At 66.7% G+C, this 24929-nt stretch carries 23 protein-coding genes; 12 read left to right on the top strand and 11 right to left on the bottom strand.

The window, feature by feature from the left end; genetic code table 11:
* Positions 1–64 precede the first annotated feature (64 nt).
* Positions 65–967, bottom strand: a complete 903-nt coding sequence (locus tag L1F31_RS17225; protein ID WP_265418446.1) for an enoyl-CoA hydratase-related protein — start codon at positions 965–967, stop codon at positions 65–67.
* Between the two features lie 56 nt (positions 968–1023).
* Complete coding sequence (locus tag L1F31_RS17230) at positions 1024–2256, bottom strand: MFS transporter (protein ID WP_265418447.1); 1233 nt, start codon at positions 2254–2256, stop codon at positions 1024–1026.
* Positions 2257–2484: 228 nt separating this feature from the next.
* Here L1F31_RS17230 and L1F31_RS17235 point away from each other — a divergent pair, with 228 nt between their 5' ends.
* The 3 genes from L1F31_RS17235 (at position 2485) to L1F31_RS17245 (ending at position 5201) form a co-directional block, all read left to right on the top strand.
* Positions 2485–2952, top strand: coding sequence for a TM2 domain-containing protein (locus tag L1F31_RS17235; protein WP_265418448.1), 468 nt, complete (start codon positions 2485–2487; stop codon positions 2950–2952).
* A 78-nt stretch (positions 2953–3030) separates the two neighbouring features.
* Positions 3031–4614 (top strand): FMN-binding glutamate synthase family protein, encoded by a 1584-nt coding sequence (locus L1F31_RS17240; RefSeq protein ID WP_265418449.1) that lies wholly within the window; start codon positions 3031–3033, stop codon positions 4612–4614.
* Positions 4615–4628: 14 nt separating this feature from the next.
* A complete protein-coding gene (locus L1F31_RS17245) occupies positions 4629–5201 on the top strand; it encodes a dienelactone hydrolase family protein (RefSeq protein WP_265418450.1) in 573 nt (190 codons plus the stop codon).
* A 44-nt stretch (positions 5202–5245) separates the two neighbouring features.
* Here the strand turns inward: L1F31_RS17245 and L1F31_RS17250 are convergent, their stop codons facing one another.
* The gene (locus tag L1F31_RS17250) at positions 5246–6049 is read right to left on the bottom strand and encodes a 3-oxoacyl-ACP reductase (protein WP_265418451.1); all 804 of its coding nucleotides are present in this window, start codon (positions 6047–6049) and stop codon (positions 5246–5248) included.
* A 179-nt stretch (positions 6050–6228) separates the two neighbouring features.
* Between L1F31_RS17250 and L1F31_RS17255 the strand changes: the two genes are divergently transcribed.
* From L1F31_RS17255 to L1F31_RS17270, 4 genes are all read left to right on the top strand, one after another.
* Positions 6229–7254, top strand: a complete 1026-nt coding sequence (locus L1F31_RS17255; RefSeq protein WP_265418452.1) for a hypothetical protein — start codon at positions 6229–6231, stop codon at positions 7252–7254.
* A 121-nt stretch (positions 7255–7375) separates the two neighbouring features.
* On the top strand, positions 7376–8404 hold the full coding sequence (locus tag L1F31_RS17260; protein ID WP_265418453.1) for a 3-oxoacyl-ACP synthase III: 1029 nt from the start codon (positions 7376–7378) through the stop codon (positions 8402–8404).
* Positions 8405–8412: 8 nt separating this feature from the next.
* A complete protein-coding gene (locus L1F31_RS17265; RefSeq protein WP_265418454.1) occupies positions 8413–11226 on the top strand; it encodes an alpha/beta fold hydrolase in 2814 nt (937 codons plus the stop codon).
* Between the two features lie 41 nt (positions 11227–11267).
* Positions 11268–12233: an NAD-dependent epimerase/dehydratase family protein gene (locus L1F31_RS17270; protein WP_265418455.1), complete on the top strand. Its 966-nt coding sequence runs from the start codon at positions 11268–11270 to the stop codon at positions 12231–12233.
* Between the two features lie 76 nt (positions 12234–12309).
* Here L1F31_RS17270 and L1F31_RS17275 read toward each other — a convergent pair whose 3' ends face one another.
* Complete coding sequence (locus L1F31_RS17275) at positions 12310–13599, bottom strand: hypothetical protein (protein ID WP_265418456.1); 1290 nt, start codon at positions 13597–13599, stop codon at positions 12310–12312.
* Positions 13600–13778: 179 nt separating this feature from the next.
* On the opposite strand from L1F31_RS17275, the gene L1F31_RS17280 reads away from it, so the two are divergent.
* On the top strand, positions 13779–15710 hold the full coding sequence (locus L1F31_RS17280; RefSeq protein WP_265418457.1) for an acetate--CoA ligase: 1932 nt from the start codon (positions 13779–13781) through the stop codon (positions 15708–15710).
* 179 nt (positions 15711–15889) lie between these two features.
* On the opposite strand, the gene L1F31_RS17285 is transcribed toward L1F31_RS17280, so the two are convergent.
* A complete protein-coding gene (locus tag L1F31_RS17285; RefSeq protein WP_265418458.1) occupies positions 15890–16837 on the bottom strand; it encodes a hypothetical protein in 948 nt (315 codons plus the stop codon).
* 85 nt (positions 16838–16922) lie between these two features.
* Between L1F31_RS17285 and L1F31_RS17290 the strand changes: the two genes are divergently transcribed.
* The gene (locus L1F31_RS17290; RefSeq protein ID WP_265418459.1) at positions 16923–17477 is read left to right on the top strand and encodes a MarR family winged helix-turn-helix transcriptional regulator; all 555 of its coding nucleotides are present in this window, start codon (positions 16923–16925) and stop codon (positions 17475–17477) included.
* Positions 17478–17582: 105 nt separating this feature from the next.
* On the opposite strand, the gene L1F31_RS17295 is transcribed toward L1F31_RS17290, so the two are convergent.
* The 4 genes from L1F31_RS17295 to L1F31_RS17310 form a co-directional block, all read right to left on the bottom strand.
* The gene (locus tag L1F31_RS17295; protein WP_265418460.1) at positions 17583–18068 is read right to left on the bottom strand and encodes an SRPBCC family protein; all 486 of its coding nucleotides are present in this window, start codon (positions 18066–18068) and stop codon (positions 17583–17585) included.
* A gap of 150 nt (positions 18069–18218) precedes the next feature.
* Complete coding sequence (locus L1F31_RS17300; protein ID WP_265418461.1) at positions 18219–19688, bottom strand: LssY C-terminal domain-containing protein; 1470 nt, start codon at positions 19686–19688, stop codon at positions 18219–18221.
* On the bottom strand, positions 19685–20854 hold the full coding sequence (locus tag L1F31_RS17305; protein ID WP_265420461.1) for a MerR family transcriptional regulator: 1170 nt from the start codon (positions 20852–20854) through the stop codon (positions 19685–19687). The genes L1F31_RS17300 and L1F31_RS17305 overlap by 4 nt, the downstream gene beginning before the upstream one ends.
* 146 nt (positions 20855–21000) lie before the next feature.
* Positions 21001–21693, bottom strand: a complete 693-nt coding sequence (locus L1F31_RS17310; RefSeq protein WP_265418462.1) for a HEAT repeat domain-containing protein — start codon at positions 21691–21693, stop codon at positions 21001–21003.
* A gap of 156 nt (positions 21694–21849) precedes the next feature.
* Here L1F31_RS17310 and L1F31_RS17315 point away from each other — a divergent pair, with 156 nt between their 5' ends.
* Positions 21850–22479: a GyrI-like domain-containing protein gene (locus L1F31_RS17315; protein ID WP_265418463.1), complete on the top strand. Its 630-nt coding sequence runs from the start codon at positions 21850–21852 to the stop codon at positions 22477–22479.
* Here L1F31_RS17315 and L1F31_RS17320 read toward each other — a convergent pair.
* Entirely contained in the window at positions 22465–22650 is a 186-nt protein-coding gene (locus L1F31_RS17320) for a hypothetical protein (protein WP_265418464.1), read from the bottom strand. The genes L1F31_RS17315 and L1F31_RS17320 overlap by 15 nt on opposite strands.
* Before the next feature lie 235 nt (positions 22651–22885).
* Here L1F31_RS17320 and L1F31_RS17325 point away from each other — a divergent pair, with 235 nt between their 5' ends.
* Positions 22886–23473 (top strand): peptidoglycan-binding protein, encoded by a 588-nt coding sequence (locus L1F31_RS17325; RefSeq protein WP_265418465.1) that lies wholly within the window; start codon positions 22886–22888, stop codon positions 23471–23473.
* Positions 23474–23564: 91 nt separating this feature from the next.
* Positions 23565–23924, top strand: a complete 360-nt coding sequence (locus L1F31_RS17330; protein WP_265418466.1) for an ArsR/SmtB family transcription factor — start codon at positions 23565–23567, stop codon at positions 23922–23924.
* A gap of 30 nt (positions 23925–23954) precedes the next feature.
* Here L1F31_RS17330 and L1F31_RS17335 read toward each other — a convergent pair whose 3' ends face one another.
* Positions 23955–24896 (bottom strand): DMT family transporter, encoded by a 942-nt coding sequence (locus L1F31_RS17335; protein ID WP_265418467.1) that lies wholly within the window; start codon positions 24894–24896, stop codon positions 23955–23957.
* Positions 24897–24929 lie beyond the last annotated feature (33 nt).

The raw sequence follows: 24929 nt of genomic DNA on the forward strand, positions 1-24929 counted from the left end.
CCCCGACCTCAGCCCTTCGCGCGGGTGAGGCCGGGTGCGACCGCGCAGGCCGCCCGCCCCGACCTCAGCCCTTCGCGCGGGCCTTCATCGCGGCCAGACGGGCGGCCACGACCTGCTTCTGCTCCTCGGTGCCCAACAGCTGTGCCAGCGCTTCCTGCTCGGCGTCGAGGCCGACGCTGAGCTCGGAGTCATAGGAGAGGTCGACCAGGCACTTCGCCCACACCAGCGCCGAACGCGACTGCCCGGCGATCTGCGCGGCCAGTTCCTGGGCCCGTGCGATCGGGTCCTCGACGACCTCCTCGACAAGACCGATCCGCAGAGCTTCCTCGGGCCCGATCGTCGCCGCGGTGGCGATGAGCTTCTTCGCCTGCCCGGGTCCGACGAGCCTGGGCAGCAGCTGGGTGCCGCACATATCGGGGATGATGCCCCAATTGAGTTCCATGAGCGAGAGCTTCGCATCCTGTCCGGCGATGCGGATGTCGGCGCCCAAGGCGATCTGCAGCCCGCCGCCGAGCGCCGCTCCGCGAACCGCCGCGATGACGGGGACGTCGACGAGCGACCACACGTGCACGGCCTTCTGCGCCAGTGCCCGGGCGGAACCGAGACGTTCACCGACGTTGACGACGGTGCCCACGGATCCGGCATCTTCGGGTCCGGCATCCTCGATGCCGGCGGCTGCTCCGGCGGACTTCTCAGCCGCTTCCTCGGCGGTCGAGCGGGTCGCTGCTCCCGCCTCGGCGATGCGTGACATTTCGGTGAAGTCGAGGCCCGCGCTGAACGCACGTCCCCGACCGGACAGGATGACGGCCTTGGCCTCGGGTGAGTCCTTGAGCTCCAGCCCCGCCTCGACGAGGTCTTCGAAGACCTCACGGGTGAGGGAATTGAGCTTCTCGGCCCGATCGATCTCGACGTGGGCGACGCCGTCGGTGATCGAACAGACGACGGTCGAATGCGTGGTCGGGGGCATGTGGGGTCCTTTCGGCGGCAGGGTCGGCGGGCTTCCCGACGGTCCTGAACAATCGATCAGTTACGTTTCTTGAACCCTATCGGAGCTCCCGTCAGCGTCAAGACCAAGACCGCGATGAGGGAGGTCGCGCACATCGCCACGACGCCGGGCCAGGCGAAGTCGACGAACAGCACCGCCGACAGCCATGCGCCGAGGCTCGTGCCGAGGTAGTAGACGGTGAGGTAGATGGCTGCCGAACGCGTCGAGTCGACTCCGGGGCGGGCCGCGCTGGCGGCCGCGGACGCGCCGGTATGGCCGAGGAAGAAGCCGGCGGTGAGCAGCGACATGCCGATGATGATGGTCGCGAGCGAATCGACGAGAGTCAGCCCCGCGCCGGCGAGCGCGACGACCATCCCGATGAGCGTCAGCCTGGTGCGTGAGTACTTCGTGGCCAATCGACCGTAGTAGGTGGTCACGACGGTGCCGACGAGGTAGATGAGGAAGAACAGGGCGACCGCGCCCTCGCTGAGGTTCCACGGATCCTGCTGCAGGCGGGTGCCGAGCATCGTGAACGATCCGCCGAAGACGATCATGCACAGGAACCCTGTGAGGTAGATCCGCCACAGTCCCCCACGCAGAGGAATCACTCGCCGAGGCGGCCGCGGGCTTCCGTCCGCATCGGCGGGGGTGTCCGGTGCAGCGTCATGGACTGCTCGGCTGCGGGAGGTCTTGAAGAGATCGTGGCGCAGCAGCCAGACGACGATGAGGCCGAAGATCAGAGAGATCACGGCGGTGAAGGCGAGTCCGCCGTGCCAGCCGAGCAGATCGGAGGCCAGACCGGTCAGCAGTCGCGAGCACAGTCCGCCGATCGTATTGCCGGCGATGTAGACGCCGATCGCGCCGGGCAGCGCCTTGGGCGGCAGACGCAGGGAGAGGTAGGCCATGGCTGTGGCCGGCACCGAGGCGATCGCCACCCCCTGGAGGAAGCGGACGGCGATGAGCAGCTCTGGAGTCGGGGTGAAGGGCAGGACGAGGGCGAGGATCGCCGCGACGATCACACCGGCACCGATCTGGCGTGCGTGGCCGATGCGCGGGGCGAGCATCGAGAACGGGATGAGGAAGACCGCCATGGCCACGTTCGTCGCCGAAACGGTCAGGCTCGCGGTCGGTCCGTCGATGCCGTAGGCCCCGCGGATGGCCGGCAGCAGACCCTGCGTCTCGTAGAGGACGAGGAACACGGAGACACCGGCCAAGAAGACTGCGGTGACGGTTCGCCGAGTGCTCGTCGGGCTCGGCTCACCAGTGGTCATGGAGCCAACGCTATGCCTGCGGGGGCCGCGGCCCCAAACGATTCCGCCCCACGGACCGCGTGAGACCGGACACGCCCAGTTTCACTCGGGCATGCCCGGCGTGCCCCGGTCCGATGTGCTGCACGGGGCTGTTCCGGCGCGGTCTTCGGAGGATAACCCCATCGCCGAGGCGGCCCCCTCCTCCCTAGGCTGGAGCCATACCTTCGCCGTTGATGGGAGACCTGAGCGATGACCGCGACCACCGAGATACCCGCGATCTCCTCCTCCGCGCGCGCCGACGAATCCACCGCACTCCACTCCCCTGGCGAATCTGCCCTCCCCCTGTCCTCCGTCACTCCTCTGTCTCCCCTGCCACCGCTCGGATGCGACGAGGCCCCGGACGCTTCCGGCAACCGGTCGTTCGTCGTCACCTGGCTGCTGTCCCTGCTCTTCGGCTTCCTCGGCCTGGATCGGTTCTACACCGGCCGGTACTCGACGGGCGCGATGAAGGCGCTCAGCCTCGGCGGGTTGGGGATCTGGTGGATCATCGATCTCGGCATGGTCCTGGCCGGCGGTCTTCGGTACGGTTCGTCTGCGCTGCGCGGTTATGCACGCGATAAGGAGATCGCGTGGATCGGCACCGGACTGACGCTCATCGTCGCCTATTCGCTGCAGGTGGATGCGCTCATCGGGTCGCTGCTGACCGGACTGCTCTGAAACGTCTCAGGTCTGCCTTTCCTGAAATCTGCGTCTCCCGGGGCTAGGCTCGAAGCCAGGTCAGTTCAAGGAGGCACAATGAAACGGCAATTCCCCATTGTCCGGATCGTCAGCGGCGAATCGGCAGGCAAGCAGATCGCAGGTCTGGCGGCGACCGCCTCGGCGATCGGACTCGGCGCACTCGCTGCATGGGATCTCACCCAGAAGAAGCATTCGATCCTGCGCAACTATCCGATCGCCGGACATGCTCGGTTCCTGCTCGAGTCGATCCGGCCGGAGATCCAGCAGTACTTCATCGAACGCAACTGGGACGGTCGCCCGTTCAACCGCGACACCCGCACCACGATCTACGAACGCTCCAAGGGCACCCACTCCGAGCACGCCTTCGGCACCGAACACGACGTCGACCGGGCCGGCTACGAAGCGCTCATGCACTCGGCGATGCCGATCCCCAACCCGCCGCGTCCCCCGCGCGTGCGCATCGGCGGCAGCGAATGCACTCAGCCGTATGACATCTCACTGCTCAACGTCTCGGCGATGAGCTTCGGTTCGCTGAGCAACAACGCGATTCGCGCCCTGAACAAGGGCGCGGCGCTGGGCGGGTTCGCCCATGACACCGGCGAAGGGTCGATCTCGCCGTACCACCGCGAGCACGGCGGCGACCTCATCTGGGAGCTCGGCACCGCGTACTTCGGTGCACGCACCGAAGACGGCAGGTTCGACCCCGAGACCTTCGCCGAGAAGGCCCAGGACCCGCAGGTGAAGATGGTCTCGCTCAAGCTCTCGCAGGGGGCGAAGCCGGGCATCGGCGGTGTGCTGCCCGGTGCGAAGGTCACCGAGGAGATCGCCGAGATCCGCGGCATCCCCGTCGGCCAGACCTGCATCAGCCCGCCCGGGCACAGTGTGTTCTCGAACCCGATCGAGTTGCTGCAGTTCGTCCAGCAGATGCGCACGCTCTCGGGTGGGAAGCCTGCCGGCTTCAAGCTCTGCGTCGGTTCGCGCACGGAGTTCCTCTCGATCGTCAAGGCCATGGTCGAGACCGAGATCCTGCCGGACTTCATCATCGTCGACGGCTCCGAAGGCGGCACCGGTGCAGCACCGTTGGAGTTCGAGGACAATGTGGGGCTGCCGCTGACACAGGGACTGATGATCGTGCACAACGCACTCGTCGGTGCGGGTCTGCGCAAGAAGATCAAGGTCGGGGCCTCGGGCAAGATCGCCACCGGCACGGACATCGTCAAACGCCTCATCCAGGGAGCGGACTTCACGAACTCCGCGCGCGCGATGATGATGGCTGTCGGCTGCATCCAGGCCCAGGTCTGCCATACCGGCAAATGCCCGGTCGGCGTGGCCACACAGAATCCGCGGCGAGCGCGTGCCATCGATGTGCCCAGCAAGGCCGAACGCGTGCGCAATTATCACGATGGGGTCGTCGCCGAGGCGGTGCGTCTCATGGCATCGATGGGTGCGGCCAGCCCGGAGGAGCTGGAGCCGACCATGCTGCGCCGCAATGTCTCGGGGTCCGAGTCCTGGTCCTACGCCCGCCTGTACGACTGGCTGGAGCCGGGCGAACTGCTCAATGGTGCTCCCCAGGACTGGGCCGACGACTGGGCGACAGCCCGCGCCGACACCTTCACCATCCCTCGCGGCCACAGCCGCTGAGAGAGAGGATCCCGATGACTGCCCTTGTCCTACTCCATTCCGCTCTGGGGCGCACGTCCGGCATGGATGCCATCGCCGAACGCTTCGTCCTCGCCGGGCACACCGTCCACACTCCCGATGTCTACGCAGGCAGAACCTTCACCACCGCCGAGGAGGGTGTGGCCCACTCGCAGGAGGTCGGCTTCACCACGCTCGTGGATCGAGTGACAGAGGCCTGTGCCGAACTCGGAGACGACCAGATCGTCTTCGGCGGATTCTCGTTGGGAGCGGCACTCGCCCAGCAGATGGGAAAGAACGATCCTCGGGCGTGCGGTGCCCTGCTCTTCCACGGCGGCGGCTTCCCGAAGCCGACCCGCTGGCAGGCGGGAGTGCCGGTGCAGGCCCACTTCGCGGTCGACGACGAATGGCGCAGCCCCGGCACGATCGAGACCCTCCTCGAATCAGCGACTCGAGCCGGCGCACAGGCCGAGTACTTCCTCTACCCCGGTGATTCGCACCTGTTCGCTGATCCGACGTCCCCGGACTACCGGGAGGACAACGCCGAGCTGCTCTACGAACGGGCACTGACCTTCCTCGACCGCTTCTGAGCGGCTGAGCTCGGCGGCCTCGGATACGGGGTCGGGATGGGCGCTCAGTTCATGACCAGGCCGTTGTCGACGATGAGGTTCTGACCGGTCACCGCACGGGAGGCCGGCGAGGCGAAGAACACCACCGCCGAGGCGAACTCCTCCGGGGTGGTCACCCGCCGCAGCGCACTGGCCGCCGCGATCTGGTCGAAGACTTCCTCAGGTGTCGCCGCAGATGCGTCGGTGGTGCGCAGCAGACCACCGGAGACCATGTTCACCCGCACTCCGACGGGACCGAGGTCCTTCGCGAAGGTCCTGGTCAGCGACAGCAGGGCCGCCTTGCCCGCGGTGTAGTCGTGATACGGCACGACAGGGTCCTGGAACAGGTTCGTCCCGATGTTGACGACCCGTCCGGACCCGATCTCACGGAAACCGGACATCGCGGCCTGGACCGTGTTGACCGCGCCTTCGACGGAACCGCGGAACTGGTCGGCGAAGTCCGAATAGTCGATCTCGTCGGCCGGTTGGCGTTCGTCGCCGTTGAATGAGAAGTCCGCCAGCGCATTGTTGATCACCGTGGACACCGGTGCCCCGAACTCGGCGGCTGCGGATCTGAACATCGCATCGACGGCACGGGAGTCGGTGACATCGGCCGCGATGGCCACGGCACGTCCACCGCGAGCGCGGACCGCCTCGGCGAGCTCTTCTGCAGCCTCCGCCGAGTACCGATAATTGATGACCAGCGCCGCCCCCTCGATCGCGAAGGCCTTCGCGATCGCCGAACCCAGGCCGCGCCCGGCTCCGGTGACGAGCACTACCTGCTCATCGAGTGGCAGTGCCTCGGAAGTGAAAGCCTGGGCGTTGCTCATCGCGTATCTCCTTCGAACGTCGGTGGGCGGCGAACTCAGACCTCGCGGTCTGTGCCTCCTCCCACCCTACCCAGGAACCTCCTGCGACCCATCCGCAGACGCAAGAACGTGCCAGGAGCGGCAAGAGTCCATAGACTGACAAGAAGACCATCGTTGTCCATCCCCAGGAAGTCACCCTTATGAACGAGCTCGGCGCCGGAATCTCCATCGGAGTCCTCGCGGCCCTCGTCGTCTTCGTCATCTACCTCATCGGTGCGAAGCTCGGACGCTGGCAGCCCGGGACCCAGTCAGGCAGACCGGGCGCCCAAGGCTACGGTCAGAACCCCTACGGCCAGTCCGGCTACAACCAGCCGACCCGCCCGTTGGGCAACGACGATGCGACCCGCGTGCTGCCCAGCGGCTCACACGGCTATGACGCGCAGGGCTACGGCGCAGACTACGACGACTCCCGCGACGCGGATCTGCCGCGAGCCACGAAGTCCGAGCTGGCAGCCAATATCCAGCACTCGGGACAGTTGGTCGAGGCGAACCGACGAGCCGCGACCGCCTCGAACGGTGACACCTTCGCAGTGTTCACCTACATCCTCGGTGCCGCGCTCATCGCCGTCGTCGCTTTCGTCTTCTTCAACAACCTCCTGCTGCCGGCCACCATCGGTGCGCTCACCGGCGCCATCATCTGCGTGGCGCTGTCGGCGACCTACACGCTGAAGAACCTGGACTTCTGGCCGGACAATGCGACGATCTCGATCATCAACCTCATCGTCGCCCTCATCGCCTCGATCTTCATGTACATCGGATCTGTGCAGACCCAGCGCGACAATATGAGCCTGGGCACGATCACCGACTCCTTCGACGCGCTGCCGTTCAGCGAAGGCTTCTCCGCCTTCGCTGTGGCCATCGGCGATCGCGTGGTCACCTTCTTCAAGGACTTCGGCTTCTTCGGCTTCGTCTTCCTGCTGTTCATGGGCATCGGCTGCATCATCGTCTTCACCCTGGCCGCGAAGTCCCTCATCGACGTCATGGACTGGCGGATCTTCGCTCAGTTCGGCCATTTCGTCACCGATCGGCCCATGTCGTATTCGCGTGCCGTGCGCTTCCAGACTTCGAAGGTCTCACACACTGTGACCTCGATCGTTCTTGCGATCATCGCCGTCCTCGCCGCCACCGGAATGCTCTATGACGGCTTCACGTGGTTCACGCGCTGAGTATCATCTCAGAAACCGGGCGGTAGGATAGACCGGAATTCACCCGTCGTGACGCGTCACGCGCGCCCCTGCGGCCCAGATCGATACTGACGAACGACCCGAAAAGGGATGAGTACCTCAATTGGCGAACGGCAACGCAACATTTCGGCATTCGAACGTGGCCCTGCTCGGCCTGACCGAGACTCTGGCCCCGAACGAAGTGACCTCCGACGAATTCGACGAGCGCCTCGCCGATACCCTGTCCTCCCTCAAACTCCCTCAGGGTCTGCTCCAGCGAGTCGCCGGTGTCTACGCGCGCCGCAACTGGGACGAACCCCACCAGTTCGCCGCCGGTGCGGTCGAGGCCGGGAAGAAGGCCCTCGTCGAGGCGGATGTGCCGGCCGACGCCATCGGACTCATGGTCAACACCTCGGTCACCCGTGAACACCTCGAACCGTCTGTGGCCGTCGGCGTCCATGCCGGCATCGGCCTGGGTCCGCAGGCGATGAACTTCGACATCGCCAATGCCTGCCTCGGCTTCGTCAACGGCATGACCCTGGCCGCGAACATGATCGACGCCGGCCAGATCGAATACGCCCTCGTCGTCGCCGGCGAGGATGCCTCCCGCGTGCAGGAGGCGACGCTGCGCCGCCTCAACCGTCCCAACATCACCCGCGAGGAGTACCTCAACGAATTCGCGTCCCTGACGCTGGGCTCGGGTGCCGCGGCCGCCGTCCTCGGACCGGCCGACAAACACCCGGAAGGCCACCGCATCCTCGGCGGCATCACCCGTGCCGCGACTCAGCACCACGCTCTGTGCGTCGGTGACCACAACGGCATGTTCACCGACGCCAAGGGGCTGCTCGCCGGCGGGATGGAACTCGTCGTCGCCGCGTGGGAGGAAGCCCACGAGTCCGGGTGGGAGTGGAAGGAGATGGACCGCTACGTCATGCACCAGGTCTCCGATGTCCACACGAATTCGATCACGAAGGCAGCGAACCTCGACCCCGACCGGATCCCCACGACCTACCAGGAACTGGGCAACGTCGGCCCCGCATCTCTGCCCATCACGCTTGCCCGTGAGGCCGATTCGCTCAAACCCGGCGACCGCGTCCTCTGCATGGGAGTCGGCTCCGGCCTCAACACCGCAATGACCGAGATCGAGTGGTAGAAGATTCCATGAAATATCCTGCACGGCCGGCCACGACTCCCCCGCAGCTGCCCGAGTGGGACCCCGCCTGGTCCCGTATCGTCGAGGCTCCGACCTCCGATGGGACGCATGCGTTCCACGTGCTCGACACCCTGCCGGCCCTGCGCGCGGCCGGGGTGGAACCGGAAGGCACGATCGTCGCCCTTCACGGCAACCCGACCTGGTCGTACCTGTGGCGTCGGCTGGCCCGAGCCACCGTCGAGGCCGCCCGCTCCGGCGGTCGTGTGTGGCGTCTCATCGCCCCCGACCAGTTGGAGATGGGCTTCTCCGAACGCCTCGCCCACGCGGCGATGCCCACCCCGAAATCCGCCGAGGTGCGTCGGATCTCCGACCGCATCAGTGATTTCGATGCCGTCGTCACGACCCTGTTCGCCGAGGTGGCCGGCAGTGCCGCTGCCGCTGACCGTTCCGCGTGTTCCGAGAGCTCCGAGGGCCCCGAGTCCCACCCGATCGTGACGATCGGCCATGACTGGGGCGGCGTGCTCTCACTCGGCTGGGCTTCCCGCAACACCGATATCGTGTCCGCGGCGATCAGCCTCAACACGGCCGTCCACCAGCCCGAGGACGCCCCGGTGCCCGCGCCGCTGCGTGCGACCCTGGCCGGGCCGATGCTGCCGACGGCCACCGTCCTCACCGACTGGTTCCTGCGCGTGACGCTGAACCTCGGCGACCTCGATGCCGAGACCAAGGCCGCGTTCAACGCCCCGTACCAGTCCGCGCAGGAGCGGTGGGCGATCGGCAACTTCGTCGCCGACATCCCCGTCGATGCGAACCACCCGTCGGATCCCGAGCTGCAGCGCATCGGTGCGGACATCGCTGCCTTCGACAAACCCGCGCTGCTCGTCTGGGGACCGAAGGACCCGGTGTTCCTCGAACGCTATCTGCGGGATCTGCGGCAGCGCCTGCCGCAGGCCGATGTGCACCGTTTCGAGACCGCCTCTCACCTCGTCAGCGAAGACCACGACGTCGCAGGTCTCGTCCTCGATTGGCTGGATGCGCAGTTCGGCACGTCCGCGGACACGACGACGGGCTCGGCCGACGGGACCACACCGAAGGGAACACCCGCGCCCTCGGGCACGGCCGCCTCGGCGAAGGATTCGGCATCCGATTCCGACGCGGATGCCGCGCCCGTCCGCGCGGTGACCGCGATCCTCGATGCGCGTCGTGATGACGAAACGATCGCCTCGGTGGACTTCGCCCAGAACCCGGCCCAGCAGATCACGTGGCGGCACCTGTGGCATGTGACGACGTCGATCGCGAACGGGCTGCTCGACCTCGGTGTGAAGCCCGGCGACCGGGTGTCCATGCTCGTTCCGCCCGGCAACAACCTCACCGCCGCGCTCTACGCGTGCCTGAAGATCGGCGCGGTCGCCGTCGTCGCAGACGCCGGACTCGGCCCGAAGGGGATGACCCGGGCGGTCACCTCGGCGGATCCGCAGTGGATCATCGGCGAACTGCCCGGCCTCACCCTGGCCCGGGCCTTCGGCTGGCCCGGCCGACGGATCTCCGTCAGTCCGCTCGGCCCCGTGCGCTCGCGCATGTTCAACACCGAGACGAGCCTGACCGCACTGTCGAAGACCGCGCACCGCGCCGAGCTGCCGACCCCGGCGCCCGGCGACTACGCCGCGATCCTCTTCACCTCCGGATCGACCGGACCGGCCAAGGGCGTGCGGTACACGCACCGGGACATCTCGTCACTGGCAGCCGTGCTGACCAGGACCTTCAACGTCACGGAAGGCACCGGTCTGGTCGCCGGATTCCCACCCTTCGCGCTGTTGGGTCCGGCCATCGGAGCCACCTCGGTGACTCCGGACATGTCCGTGACGAAGCCGAAGACGCTCACGGCCACCGCGATCGCCGATGCGATCATCGCGGGACGGGCGACCATGGTCTTCGCCTCCCCTGCCGCATACACGAACGTCGCCGCCACCGCCTCGGCGATGGACGAACAGCAGCGGGCCGCCTGCGCCCAGGTCGAGCTCGTGCTCTCGGCCGGGGCACCCGTGCCGCTTCCGCTCATGGATGCCATCGCCGAGGTGTTCCCGAACGCCTCCATCCACTCCCCCTACGGCATGACCGAGGGTCTCCTGCTCACCGACATCGACCGGGCAGGTGTGGCCGAGGCCGATGCGACGGGCGGGCTCGGAGTGTGCGTCGGCAGACCCATCGACGGCGTCGAACTCGCCCTGGCCCCCATCGACGACTCCGGTGACTCCGCCGACGAGCTGATCCAGGGTGCGCAGGCTGCGAACCGCTTGGGCGAATTCGTCGTCAGCGCCGCTCACATCAAATCCGGCTACGACAATCTCTGGCGCACCACCGCCGATTCGGCCCGCGATGATCTGCATGGCCTGACCTGGCACCGCACGAACGACATCGGCCACATCGACGATGCCGGTCGCATCTGGCTCGAGGGCCGACTGCAGCATGTGGTCACCACCGCACGCGGGCCCGTGGGCCCCGGAGGCCTCGAGGCGCTCATCGACACCGATGCCGAGGTCAGCCGCAGTGCCGTCGTCGGCATCGGCCCGGCCGGCACACAGGCCCTCGTGGCCGTGCTCGATGCCGAGGCCACCTCGCTGACCCCCGGAGTGGCGCCCTTGGACCTCACCGCCAGGCTGCGTGAGCAGGTGCTGGAAGTCAGCGGTCACGACCTGACCGCGGTGCTCGTCGCGCCCGAGTTCCCCACAGACATCCGTCACAACTCGAAGATCGACCGGTCGCGCCTGGCCGCATGGGCCGACGGCGTCCTCGCCGGCGGCACCGTGCGCGGCAGAGTCTGAAGTCCACACCCGAGTCCACCTTCCGAATCTGAGGAGCTGAAGTGAGAATCACCGTCACGGGAGCCTCAGGGCTGCTCGGTTCGTCCGTCGCCCGCGCGCTCGTGTCCGCAGGTCACGAGGTCACGACCCTGCAGCGCCGCCCCTCCGGGGTCGACGGGGCCACCGACGTGCTGGGTTCGGTGACCGATCAGGCGTCGGTCGAGAAGGCCGTCACCGGCGCCGAGGCGGTCGTGCACTTGGCCGCGAAGGTCTCGATGATGGGAGATCCCAAGGATTTCGAGGCCGTGAACATCGGCGGCACCCGCACGCTCGTCGACGCGGCTCGCGCAGCTGGCGTGTCGCGCCTGGTCCACATCTCCTCACCGTCGGTGGCGCATACGGGTGAATCGATCATCGGTGACGGTGCCGGTCCGGCCGCTCCGGAGTTCGCCAGCGGCGAGTACGCGAGGACGAAAGGCGCCGGTGAACGCATCGCCCTGGGCGCGGATGCACCTGACTTCCGGGTGCTGGTTCTGCGTCCGCACCTCATGTGGGGTCCCGGTGACACACAGCTGACCGAACGGATCATCGACCGCGCGCGTGCGGGACGGATGCCTGTGCTCGGTTCGGGAGCCGCCCTCGTCGACACCCTGTTCGTCGACAATGCCGTCGAGGCGATCGTTGCCGCAGTCTCCGCTGTCGACACCACGCACGGTGAGGCCCTGGTGGTGACGAACGGTCAGCCGCGTCCGATCGGTGAACTGATGTCACGCATTGCGATCGCCGGCGGCGCAGCCGAGCCGAAGCTGCGCATCCCGGTGGCTCCGGCATTGGTCGCGGGCTCGCTGGTCGAGAAGGTGTGGGAGCTCGGCGAACACGATGACGAACCTCCCTTGACCCGGTTCCTCGCCGAACAGCTGTCGACCGCGCACTGGTTCGACCAGCGGCGCACACAGGAAGTCCTCGGCTGGAGGCCCCGAATCAGCGTCGAAGAGGGCCTGGAGATACTCGCCGCGCATTACGCCTGAGGGCAGGCCTCGGCGTCGCCGCGGCTGAGGGCATCAGAACAGCGGTTGCGACTGCGACGACCGGGATCGCCGCGGTTCACAGCCGGTACTGGTTGTTCTCCTCCGCCGAGGGACCCTCGCGCTTGTCAGTCGAGGATTCCTCGGCACCGTCTTCGGCTGCGTCGCCCGAAGCGTCCTCGGCCTCCGCGGTCTCTTCCGGTTCCTCACCGGTGAGCGCGTCTGCGGACATTCCGGGTTCACCGACGGGCGGTGCTTCGAGCGAGGACCCGCTGGCGGATTCGTCGAACTCTTCGGGGTCGAGCGTCGCCGGATCGGCGAGGTTCTCGTCGGGTGGCAGCAGCGGCGCGGGCGGAATGTCACCCTTCTTCGCCTCGGCTGACTTCGCCGTCTGTGCGGTCGCAGAATCCGCAGTCTCAGCATCCTGTGAGGTGTTTTCCGCCGCGCTGGACTGTGGAGCGACGGTCGGCCGCGCAGGATACGACGGCGGCATCGGCGGCGGCGCAGGCAGATCGGACGGCTGAGACGTCGAACCCTCGGCAGACTGTCCGGTGCCAGCGGATTCGGCAGGTTCTCCGGCGCCAGTGGATTCGGCAGAATCGGCGGACTCGGCAGAATCGGTGGATTCGGGCGGCTCGGAAGCCGCCGGCACCACCGGTGCCGGCCCGGTCGACTCCGACTCGTCTGCTTCGCCCGAGCTCTCCATCGACGACTTCTCAACGGACTCGGTCTCTTCGGCTGAGTCACCGGTGCCGGACTCAGCCTCTTCTGTCGAGGTCTCTTCACGAGCCGTATCGGCATTGTCACCGGTGTCGGCATCGGCGACCGCGGCATTGCTTTCTTCAGCACCCACCGCGTCGTGTTCGCCGTCGGACCCGACCCCGTCGGTCCGGGTTCCGTCGGCCGAGTCGCCAGCGCCGGCCCCGTCGACAGCAGACTCATCGGCCGCCTCGGCGCTCGTGGCTCCGGCAGCCTCAGTGCCGGGGGCCTCCGCTGTCTCGGCGTCATCCGCGCCGGCATCGTCCGTGTTGCTCTCATTCGTGGTCTTCGCGGTCGAACCGGGCAGGGCACCGTCGATGCCTTCGAGGCTCACTCCCGCCTCGGCGGCCAGACGGGCACGACGTTCGGCTCGCGCCTGGGCACGCTCCTCTTCGCTCTTCTGAGCCTTCTCCTTCGCCTTGGCCGATTCGCCCTTGGGCTGGGTCGGCCGGACGGCTTCCCAGATGAGGAGGAAGACGAGCATGGTGACGCCGACGATGGCGCCCATGATGATCGAACCCCACGGTCGCGCCATCGAGAAGAAGTCGAAGACGGCGTTGAGTCCGAACATGACTGCCAGGCCGAGGATCAATGCAACCAGGAATCTCATATCCCCATTGTGCCCTGTCCCGGCCCGAGTGCAGACGAATGGGTCGACATTCGTGCCATCCGAGTTCTCCCACGGCACCGGCCGGTACGACGATTCCGTGCGGGGAGAAAGACGATTTCGCCCGGGAAGAAGACGGCCCCGACCTCGGCATCCGTTGTGCCGTGCGTCACAATAGAGGCATGGACAATCATCCGCAGAACCCCACGCCAAGCTACGACGATGTCGTGAATCGCATCGCGACCGATCCCGAAGGCTACTGGCTCGAACAAGCCGCGAGCCTCATCGACTGGGTCACCGAACCCACACGGGCCGTCGACGATTCGAATGCCCCGATCTACCGGTGGTTCCCCGACGGCGGGCTCAACGTCTGCTTCAACGCGATCGACCGCCATGTCGAAGCCGGCCGTGGCGAGCAGGCCGCCATCATCTACGACTCGCCGGTCACCGACACCGTCCGGACCATCACCTACGCCGAGCTGCTCGACGAAGTCTCCCGCTTCGCCCGCGCACTCTCAGACAGAGGCGTGACCAAGGGCGACCGTGTCATCATCTATATGCCGATGATCCCCGAGGCGGCCGTGGCCATGCTCGCATGCGCCCGCCTCGGCGCGATCCACTCCGTCGTCTTCGGCGGGTTCGCCCCGAACGAACTTGCAGTGCGCATCGACGACACCGCGCCGAAGGCCGTCATCTCCACGTCCTGCGGCGTCGAGAAGTCCCGCGTGCTCGAATACAAGCCGATGCTCGATGAGGCGATCGACATCGCGAAGTCCAAACCGGAGTTCACTGTCATCGTCCAGCGCGACGAGCACCGCTGCGAACTCGGCGAGACCGATGTCGACTACGCGCATCTGCTCGAGCAGACACCTGAGGGCATCGACCCGGTCACCGTGAAAGCTACCGACGAGCTCTACGTCCTCTACACCTCGGGAACGACCGGCAAGCCCAAAGGCATCGTCCGCGATTCCGGCGGCTACGCCGTGGCCGGCGCGTTCTCGATGCCGGCCGTCTTCGGCCTCCACCCCGGTGACACGATGTTCACCGCCTCGGACGTCGGCTGGGTCGTCGGGCACACGTACATCGTCTACGCACCGCTGATTGCCGGCGTCACCTCGGTGCTCTATGAGGGCAAGCCGGTGGGCACCCCGGATGCCGGTGCCTTCTTCCGCGCCATCGAAGAACACAGGGTCAACGTTCACTTCACCGCACCGACGGCCATGCGCGTCGTGCGCAAGGAGGACCCGAACGGTGAGCTGATGAAGAAGTACGACCTAACGAGCCTGCGCGCGGAGTTCCTCGCCGGGGAGCGACTCGACCCGGATACCTTCGAATGGACGACGAAGACCCTCGCCGAGGCGACCGGCCGTGACATTCCCGTCGTCGACAACTGGTGGCAGACGGAGACCGGCTGGCCGATCACGGCGAATCCGCTCGGTCTCACTCGGTTCCCCCTCAAGGCCGGGTCCTCAACGAAGCCCGTCCCCGGTTTCCAGGTCGAAATCCTCGATCCCGGCGGCCAGCCCGTTCCCGCAGGTGTCGAGGGACTCGTCGTCATCAAGCTGCCGCTGCCTCCGGGAACCATGGCCACGGTGTGGGGCGATGATTCACGGTTCATCTCCTCGTATCTGGCCGCTTTCGACGGCTACTACCTCACGGGAGACTCCGGCTATATCGATGAGGACGGCTACGTCTTCGTCATGGGCCGCACTGACGATGTCATCAACGTCGCCGGCCATCGCCTGTCGACCGGGATCATCGAGGCCGTCGTCGCTTCCCACCCGGCAGTGGCCGAAGCCGCGGTCATCGGTGTCAATGACGAGGTGAAGGGTCAGATCCCGCGCGCCCTCGTCGTGCTCGGTGATTCCGCCGAGGCGGCCGATCCGGATACCGTCATCGACGAACTCGTGGGCTTGGTGCGCAAGGAGATCGGCCCGGTCGCCGCGTTCAAACGCGTCGACATCGTTCCGGGTCTGCCGAAGACCCGCTCGGGGAAGATCCTGCGCAAGACCATGCGCGAGATCGCCGACGGAGTCGAGAACCCGGCAGTGCCGTCGACGATCGAAGACCGCTCGGTCCTCGACGACCTCGGTGCCGTGCTCGCCCGCCGCTGAGAGGTCGGAAGCTTCAGCACGCAGACGCGATCCGGTCGAACCGTGGAGGTTCGCACCGGATCGCGTCGATGTCTCACGATGCCGTTCTGTTGATGGACAGCGCGGATGTGCGGGTCGGCATCGTGGTCACTGGTGACCGGAGCCGCCTGCTGATTCAGCAGGCGGACCGGCCGATTCGGCTATGAGCTGCGTCCCTGCTCGAAGCCCGCGGCGAATCCGCGCTCGAAGGCCTCTTGGACCTCCTGCTCGCGGCTGCGGCGCTCATCGGCCCAACCGAAGGGGTCGAATCCTCGCCGGCCCGGGCCGAAGCCGGGACCGAAGTTCGGGCCGAACCCGCGTCGCCCGCGGCCTCCCCCGCGGCGGTGGTCGCGGTCGCCGCGCCCGTCGTGAGGTCCGTGAGCCTCGTGGCGCTCAGGGCCGCCTCGGCGATCGTCATGACCATGGGGGCGCTCGTGATCGTGCGGTCCGTCGTGGCGGTTCGAGTCGTCGCCGCAGCGTTCGGGACCGAAGTTCTCGACGATCTTCGACAGCGAGGCTTTGAGGTTCTCGAACTCTTCGGAGGTGAGCACCTCTTCGATGTGATCGCCGACTCCGTCGCGCATATCGCGGAAGCGCTGGCGCAGCTCTTCGGGATCGATGTTCTTCGACGGTCCCCAGCTGCCTCGGCCGCGCGGCGGGCCGTAGGTCACAGGTTCTTCGGGGTAGGCGGCACCGTCGGCGACCACCTCATCCGCGTCCCAGCGGCGACGTCCTCGCCGCATGCGTCCGAAGTCGCGTGGGTCGAATCCGGAGTCGACCGCGGCCGACCGGAATTCGCGGCGCAGCACGTGGCTGAACTCGCGCAGCAGCTGCGGCAGATCGGCGTCGGGCTCACCGTCCCGGTCGCGTGCACCGGAGGTGTCGTCGGCGGCCTTGTTGCCTGCGGCCGAGCCATCCTCGGTCGAATCGACCGTGTCCGCGTCGCCGGCCTGGTCACGATCGGTGTCGAGGCGCGAAGCGTCGCTCGTGTCGGTGGTCTCGTCAGTGTTCAGTGAGTCCTCCCGGCCATCTGCACCGGCTGCGTCGGCGCCCGCGGTCGGGTTGGTGAAGTCGTCATTGTCGTCATTGAAGTCTTTGTGGGCAGTCATGTCATCTCCTTAGTTGTCATCTGACATGTACATGCAGAATGACATGCATCTGGAATGCATGTCAAGTGGCATGTAAAATCGGAGCATGAGCACGAACGATGACATTCAGGCGATCGCCGAGGCACTCATCCGCCTGCAGTGGCGGCGCGGACCCGGCGGACCTCGCGGCTTCGGGCCCTTCGGCGGCTTCGGCGGTCCCGGCGGCCCCGGCGAACACGCTGACCGTCATGGCTTCGGCGGCCCCCGCCACTCCGAGGACTTCCCTTTCGGCGGTCGCCGCCATCCCGGCGGTCCGTTCGCCGGCCGAGGGCGGGCTCTGCTGCGCCTGCTCACCTCTCTCATCCAGGCGGGGACGGCGTTGGGGGTGAGCGCCCTCGGCGATGCGATCGGCGTCGACCAGCCGCGGGCCTCACGTTTGGTCACTCAGGGAGTCGAGCTCGGCCTTCTCCGCCGGGAGGCCGACCCCGACGATGCTCGGCGCACGCTCATCGCGCTCACGGACAAGGGCCGGGCGATCACCGACAGGTTTCGCGGAGCTCAGCTGGAGAGCGTCGATCAGGCTCTGAGCAGCTTCACCGAGGAGGAACGCGCACAGCTGGCCAGACTGCTCACCCGGCTGGCCGAGGCCTGGCCGAAGTAGCCGACCGGCAGTCGGTACACGACCAGGCGGAGCAGGTGGACACGGTGGCGCCGTCGGACATGGCAGCGCCGGTGGGCACGGTGGCGCAGGCGTTGGTGACTGCGCTCAGCTCTCGGCGAGCGCCTTGAGCCGGTCGAGCGAGGCGACCAGGTTCGACTCTGTGGTCGACTGCGCACGCGGCAGTCGCTGCGGGTCGCGCAGTTCGGTCCAGTCGTAGGTATGGCGCACGCGGCACGTCCCCTGACCTGCCGCTTCGATCTCCCAGACCCACTTCTGCCCGAAGGGCTCTCCCCCGACCTCGGAGGGCTTCCAGGCGATGCGGCGGCCTTCGGCGAAGTCGACGATGTGGTTCTCGCGATCGACCCCCTTGGTCAGTGTCGTGATGAATGACGTGCCGGTTCCGCGCACCCGCTGGCCGTCGACCGCAGACCCGAGGTTGTCGTTGCCATCCCATTCCGGCTGGCGGTGCGGGTCGGCGATGAGTTCGAACACCGCCTCGGCGGGTGCTGCGATCTCGGTCTCAGCAGTGACGACCTTGAGCGCTGGGTCGATCGAGTCGAAGACGGAGACGTCGGGGGTCTGTTCTGACATGATTTCCTGCTTCTGTGGATGCGCTCCGGCCCCGCTTGAGGTCGGCTGGACGGTGACTGCTGGACGGTCGGACGACCGGTCGGGTGGACGACTGGATGGTGACTGCCGGGTGGGTAGTTAAGACACAGTCAGAATACACAGTGACACGGCTCAGTCCTCGAGACCTCGGTCCTGCCTCTCGGCCCGCAGTGCGGCGGTGCTGAAGCGGGTGAACATCCGGGAGGAATCGCTCGACAGCGACAGCAGCACGGCCACCTGCATGGCAATCGTCATCAGCGCGTACATGTTCGTTGCGAGGTCCCGGTCTCCGGTGAAGTAGTTCGTCATCGACACGATCACGGAGATCGTGGAGAGGGTGAGGATCCACAGTCGTGCCCGGTTGCTGCCGCGGAACACCGCCGCCGAGGCGATCACCTGCAGACATCCGATGAGCAGGCTGACCCCGATGAGCACTCCCGCGACGATGCGCGTGGCCGTATCGTCGCTGAGGGAGGCGATGTCCGAGCTGTAGCCGGTGACTTCGGTGCGCAGCCCGTTCCAGTCGAGGAGCATGCCGATGACGTCCCACGCCTGGAAGATGAGCAGCACAAGCACCAGAGCGGCACCGACGACCGTCTGCAGCGGCCGTCGCCGCCACAGCGTCTTCGTCAGATCGGATACGGAGTGCGATTCGGCGTAGATACGAGTGGCATCGAAGGCCAGTTCGAGACGCTCAGGGTGGTCCGCCTCGTCGGCCGCCACATCGGAGACGTCCATGATGGGCAGATGCCCGTCGGTGACGATCGAATCCCCGCCGCCGTTGCGAGAGTGGTACCCGGTCGAGAAGTCCCGGATCCGCTCCACCGTGATCGACCGATCGGCTCCCGTCACGGTGTCGACGATGTGGTCGCGTTCGACGTCGGTGTTCTCTTCGATCTTGTGGGTGAACTGGAGGGTGAACAGTGAGATGCCCACGGCCTTGTCGTAGGTTCCCGCGGCCAGCCAATCCGCCTGATGTCCGCCGGGCAGCAGCCATCCGCGGGGGCATTTCCAGAACCGCACATGGTGACGCTGTCCAGGATCCCCGTCGACTTCCTGCTGATAGGCGAAGTCCTGTCGCCTGCCGAACAGCAGCAGCGGCGACACCGGTGCCTGCGGGTAGCTGCGCTTCGTCACCGTCGATCGGATGATCTCCCACGTCGACGCCGGCGTGATGCCGTCGGCGAGGATCCAGCCCCCTGCCCTCATCGCATGGTGGATCTGCGCTTCTTCACCGCGCCATGCGAGGTTGACGGGGTCACCGAGCAGACCGTCCGAGGTCCGTGTGCGCCCGATGAAGTAGTTCGGCACGTAGATCTGCGAGAGGATGCGGTGCAGCCGCGGCAACGCCAGGTAGGACACGACGCCCCAGAACACGAGCAGGGTGAGGACCTGCCACCACCCGAGGCTGAAGCCTTGGAGCAGAATGAGCAGGGCCAGCCAGGTCGAGGCCGCGCCGCCGAAGAGGAAGAACAGATAGTCGAGGACCCCGGTCGGAGTGAAGTGGTGGCGACGGTAGATGAACGGCTGTTTCAGCCGTCGTTTCTTCCCGAGGACCTCACCCGCGGCCCCCGAACGGTCCGTCTCCCCGCCTGAAGTCATGAGGGCCAGTGTAGTGAATCGCGATCGTTCCGTCGGCGGCGCCGGAGAGCTGCATGTGCTGTGGCCGCCAGTTCCGGACTGTCATCGCCGCTCAATTCGGCGATGAAGGCATCGATCTGCGGTCCTGGGATCTCGAGCAGGACTTGGAGCACTCGGAATCGCTTCGCAGTATCGCCCGCATCCGCCTGCCGGCGCAGAGCCGTGATGATCTCTTCTCCGATGCTGTCGGCCCCGGTCCTGGCACCGGCAGCGCCCCTGCCCTCGGCCGAGCCTCCGGTTCCGCCCTCAGTCGAGCCTCCGGTTCGGCCCTCGGCCGCAGCGGCCGGTCGGCTCGATCCGGTCACGAAGGCGGCCAGCGCTTCCGCCGCTTCGATGTCCTTCGGCCCTTCCAACGCCATATCGAGCAGCGTCGGTACGGCTGCCTCCTCGTGCAGCGCCCCGAGGGCGAGCGCGGCGGTGCTGCGCACCTCGGCATCGTCATCGACCAGCCCGGAGCGCAGGGCCTGTCCGATCGCCGAGTGCGCAATGGTGCCGAGCTCCTCTGCGGGAGTGGTCCGCCTGATCTCGTCGAGGGCGTGGAGAGCATTGCGTCGAACCTGCGCCGACTCGCTTCCCATCCCCTCGACCAGATGGGGCACGGCCTCGGCACCGGCCTGGGCGAGGGCCCAGCGCATCGCACCGGCGGCGTTGAGCACGGTCTCGCCGAGGACCGCCGCCGACAGTGCCTCGACCGGGACCCTGCCGTCGACGCCGCTGCCCAAGGCCGCCTTGTGCCGTTGGATGACGTCCCCGGACTCGAGTGAGCGCATGAGGTCGATCGTGTACAGAAGCGATTCCCCATCGGGGCGTCGGAGTCGGGCAATCGCTTCGAGATGCTCGAGCAGGTGCTCTTCCGCGGCAATGCGCTCTCGGGTGCGGTCGATGAGGTCGGCGAGCATGGCCGCGGGATCGAAGTCCTCAGCGGAAAGGACCCCACCGACATCGGCCAGCGACATGCCGAGTTTCCGCAGACCCTCGATATGGAAGATGCGGCCGATGTCAGCCTCGGAGTATTCGCGGTAGCCGCTGGACGTGCGAGCGCTGGGGGCGACGAGTCCGAGGGACTCGTAGTGGCGCAGCATGCGTGCGCTGACACCGGAGCGTTTGGCCACCTCGCCGATGAGCATCGTCACCTCTTCCCTCGCTGACTGCCACTATAAGTCGCCGCAGACCGCTCTGGCGTTCGGAGGAAGGGGTCCGAGGCCGGGCGCGTGTGCTCTCGAGCTTGCCCCACTCGAGAGCACACACCGGATCCGTCCTTCCCGAAACGGATCTAGACCGCGGCCTCGGACCCCAGTGCGACCACCCGCTTGGCTGCGTCCAAGGCGTGGGCGAAGCCGGCGTCCGGATCATCGAACATGTCCCGGGTCGCCAGGGCGTGCGCCCGCACTGTGTCGTCCTCTGCGTGAAGCTTCTCATCGACCACTGACACGAGATCCTCACCGAGGGCCACGAGCGCCCGGCTCAGGCTCTTCTGGGTCTCGACATCTCCCCGACCCAGCTGTGTCACCAGGGATGATGCCAACTCTTGGCGCTTGTCACCGGGCACCAGCGCAACCGCGGATCTCCACGCACTGCGGGCCACCTCGGTGTCGGTGTGGGCGATGAGTCCGCTGCCGATCCGGGCAGGGTCCATCGCGTGCCAGGCCCGATCGTCGCCGATCTTCGACAGAGTGTGCAGCGACTGGCTGATCGCCTGCGGGGTCTCGGAATCGAGTTCGGCGATGAGTCGCGGGACGGTGTCATCTGCCGGCAGCCGACTCAGCGCCCATGTGAGCATGTCGCGGACGAAGAAGTCGGGCTCGGAGCGGCACCGGGAGACGAGGATCTCGAGGTGCTCTGGCTGCGCGCGTGTGCCCATCTCCATGGCGGCCTGCAGACGCCGCTGCGGGCTCGCCCCGGTCAGAGCGGTCATGAGCGGGTCGTCGAGTGCGATGGCGTCGCGGTTGATCTGTGGATCGGTCATTGTCTCCACCTCCTGTGACTACAGTGAAGACCTTCACATCGTGTCAAGGTCAAGCGGTCTAGACTGACTGCTGTTCCCAACACCGTGCTGACCGGTATTCCCACCACCTTGCCGACCGGACGCTTTTCGGCCCTCACGCTTGGAGCGGAGCCTCGTATGGAGAAGATCGATCTCAAGAAGTCCCTGCCGAGCTTCCGCGCGAGGCAGGGACGGTTCGACACCATCGAGGTGCCCTCGCTGCAGTACCTCATGATCGACGGGCACGGCGATCCGAACACCTCCCCCGACTTCTCCTCCGCGGTGGCCAGCCTCTATCCGCTCGCCTATGGGCTGAAGTTCCTCAGCAAGCTCGAACTCGGCCGCGACTATGTCGTGCCTCCGCTCGAGGGACTCTGGTGGGCCGATGACATGTCGGCGTTCACCAGCGCACGGGACAAGTCCGCATGGGATTTCACGCTCATGCTCCTCGCTCCTCATTGGCTGGACCGAGGACATGTCGACGATGCGGTCGACAAGGTCCGGTCCAAGGGATCGTCGCCCCGCCTCGGCGAGATCCGGTTCGAATCGCTGCGGGAGGGCACCTGCGTCCAGACCCTGCATATCGGTCCCTTCGATGATGAGGCCGAGGTGCTCGAACACATGCATTCCGAGGTCATTCCCGCCGCGGGGATGGTCATGACGGGCCGGCATCATGAGATCTATCTCAGCGATATGCGGCGGACCGCACCGGAGAGGCTGCGCACGATCCTGCGGCAGCCGGTGGCGCCCGCCTCAGCCTCCGCTTGACCATCCTCCGGAGACCGGTGCGGTGGTGCTCGCACCCGGAGTGCTGTCGACACCACCGGGACTTCCGGCAGGCGAGGAGTCGGAGGAGGACGAGTCCCCGGAGACGACGATGACCGCGATGATGATGGCGGTGAGGACCATGATGCCGACGGCGACGAATGAGAAGGCCACGATCAGGCACGTAACCAGAGGCGGGCGTCTATTGCGTCGAACGATTCTCACCATGACTCGATCCTAGGCCGTCGGGCGGCGTCGATTCGCCTCGGATCCGGTGATGGTGCAAGACTGGAACAGCTAGGCGGCATCGCGGACCACCCGCCGGTCCCCTCATCCCGTGACCTGGCTGTGACAAAAACCTCGGCGTGGGCACATGCGTCCTTAAGTTTGTTGCATTATTGTTATAAACATGCCTCGTCTGACATCACATCGCAAGGGCCGTCGGTCCGTGCTCACCGGTGCCCTGATCGGGCTCTCGGCGGCAGTGATGGCACTCGTCGTTGCCGCCGTCGTCATCATCAACTCCCCCTTCTCATTCGGTTCCACGAAGATCAGGCAGATGCAGATGGCCTCCGTCAGTCACCTCACCGAACAGCAGATCGACAATGCCCGCCTCATCATCGGCGTCGGCCGCGGCGGCGATTTCGACGACCGAGCGATTCGCATCGCCCTGATGACCGCGTTGCAGGAGTCATCGCTGCGCAATCTCGACTCCGGCGACCGCGATTCCGTCGGCCTGTTCCAACAGCGTCCTTCCCAGGGGTGGGGCGCACCGGATCAGCTGACCGACCCCGTCTACGCGGCGAAGGCGTTCTACGGCATCAACCCCGAGGTCGAGAACCCCGGCCTCGACCAGATCGAGGGTTGGTCCTCGATGTCTCCGACGGAGGCGGCTCAGTCCGTGCAGCGTTCCGCCCTTCCCGATGCCTATGGTCAGTGGGAGTCCTTGGCCGATGATCTCCTCGGTTCCCAAACCGACGTCGAGGCCCTGGACTGACGCGTTCGCGGCAACACTTTGGACTGACGCGTTCGCGGTGAAGCCCGTCCGGATACGGCGGACCGGCACGGTTCTCCGGTAATCTGCACTCATGGCTTCCACTCCCGATACCGAACACGTCGACGACGAGGTCGAGCAGCTCCTGCTCAACCCCGAGGACAACCTCGAAGCCATCACCGAAACCGCCGACCTCTTCAAGGCACTCGCCACGCCCTCCCGGCTGAAGATGCTGCTCGTACTCACCCACGGCGAGGCCACAGTCACGCACATCGTCGAGTCCACCGGTCTGTCCCAGCCGCTCGTGTCCCAGCACCTGAAATTCCTCCGCGGGCTCCACCTCGTCGGGGTCAACCGCATCGGCCGCGAAGCCTACTATTCACTCAAGGACGACCACGTCGCCCACATCATCCTCGACGCCATCGCCCACACGATCGAGGCCCACGAACACTGACCCCGCCGAGGCGGTCCACCCTTCCGTCGCTCACCGAGGCGGCCGTCGGCGCCGGGTGAGCGCCTCCGGTCCCCCGCCGACGACCCAGACGATGGCGGCCACGAGCACCGCACCCGCCCATTGGGCCGGCTGCAGACGTTCACCGGCGATGAGCGATCCGAGCACCACCGCCGACAGCGGCTGCAGCAGCATGAGCGCCGCAGTCGTCGACACGGGAACCAGCGGACTCGAGATGCTCAGCAGCACCCAGGACAGAGCCTGACCGCACACGGCCAGCGCCAGCATCCACGCCCACCCGTCCCAGCCGAGGTCGAAGTCGAGTCCGCCCAGGCCGACTCCGGCCACCGCCGTCATCACTCCAGCGGCGATCGTGCCGACCTCGACAGGGGCGACGACGAACTTCGGAGCCACCTTGCGTGAGTGGTGGATGCCGAAGATGTAGACGCCGTAGAGCACACCCGAGAGGACACCGAAGATCGCGCCGCGTGTCGGATTGGCCGCAGCCTGGTCGACGCCGAAGACCCCGCCGGTGAGCAGCATGCCGATGATCATGAGCGGCACACAGCCGATGAACAGCCATCCGGGCCGGCTGCCGCCGAAGATCCACACCAGTGCGGGGAACACGATGACCTGGACGCTGATGAGCACGGTGGACACCCCGAGACCGGCATCGAGGACGCTCTGCGCCCAGAGCACATAGTCCAGTCCCAGGGCCGCACCGGAGACCCCGGCGATGAGCAGCGCCTTCGGCGGGACTCTGCCGTGTCTGCGGATCTCGAGGTAGGCCAGGGGTGCGAGGACGATGACGGCGATCCAACACCGCAGGAAGGCAGCGGTGGGGGCGGTCGCCTCGGCGAGGATGACGAACAGACCGGCCGAACCCAGCAGCACGGCGGCCACGACCACCCCGAGGACCGGCAGGGCCTGCGGTGCGGGCGTCCGACCGTCCCCGGTCGCCTCGGCGGAGCTCATCCGGTCACCTCGTCGGGGCTCCTCTCACGTCGT

Origin of the sequence: Brevibacterium spongiae (genome assembly GCF_026168515.1) — a bacterium.
GTDB classification, from domain to species: domain Bacteria; phylum Actinomycetota; class Actinomycetes; order Actinomycetales; family Brevibacteriaceae; genus Brevibacterium; species Brevibacterium spongiae.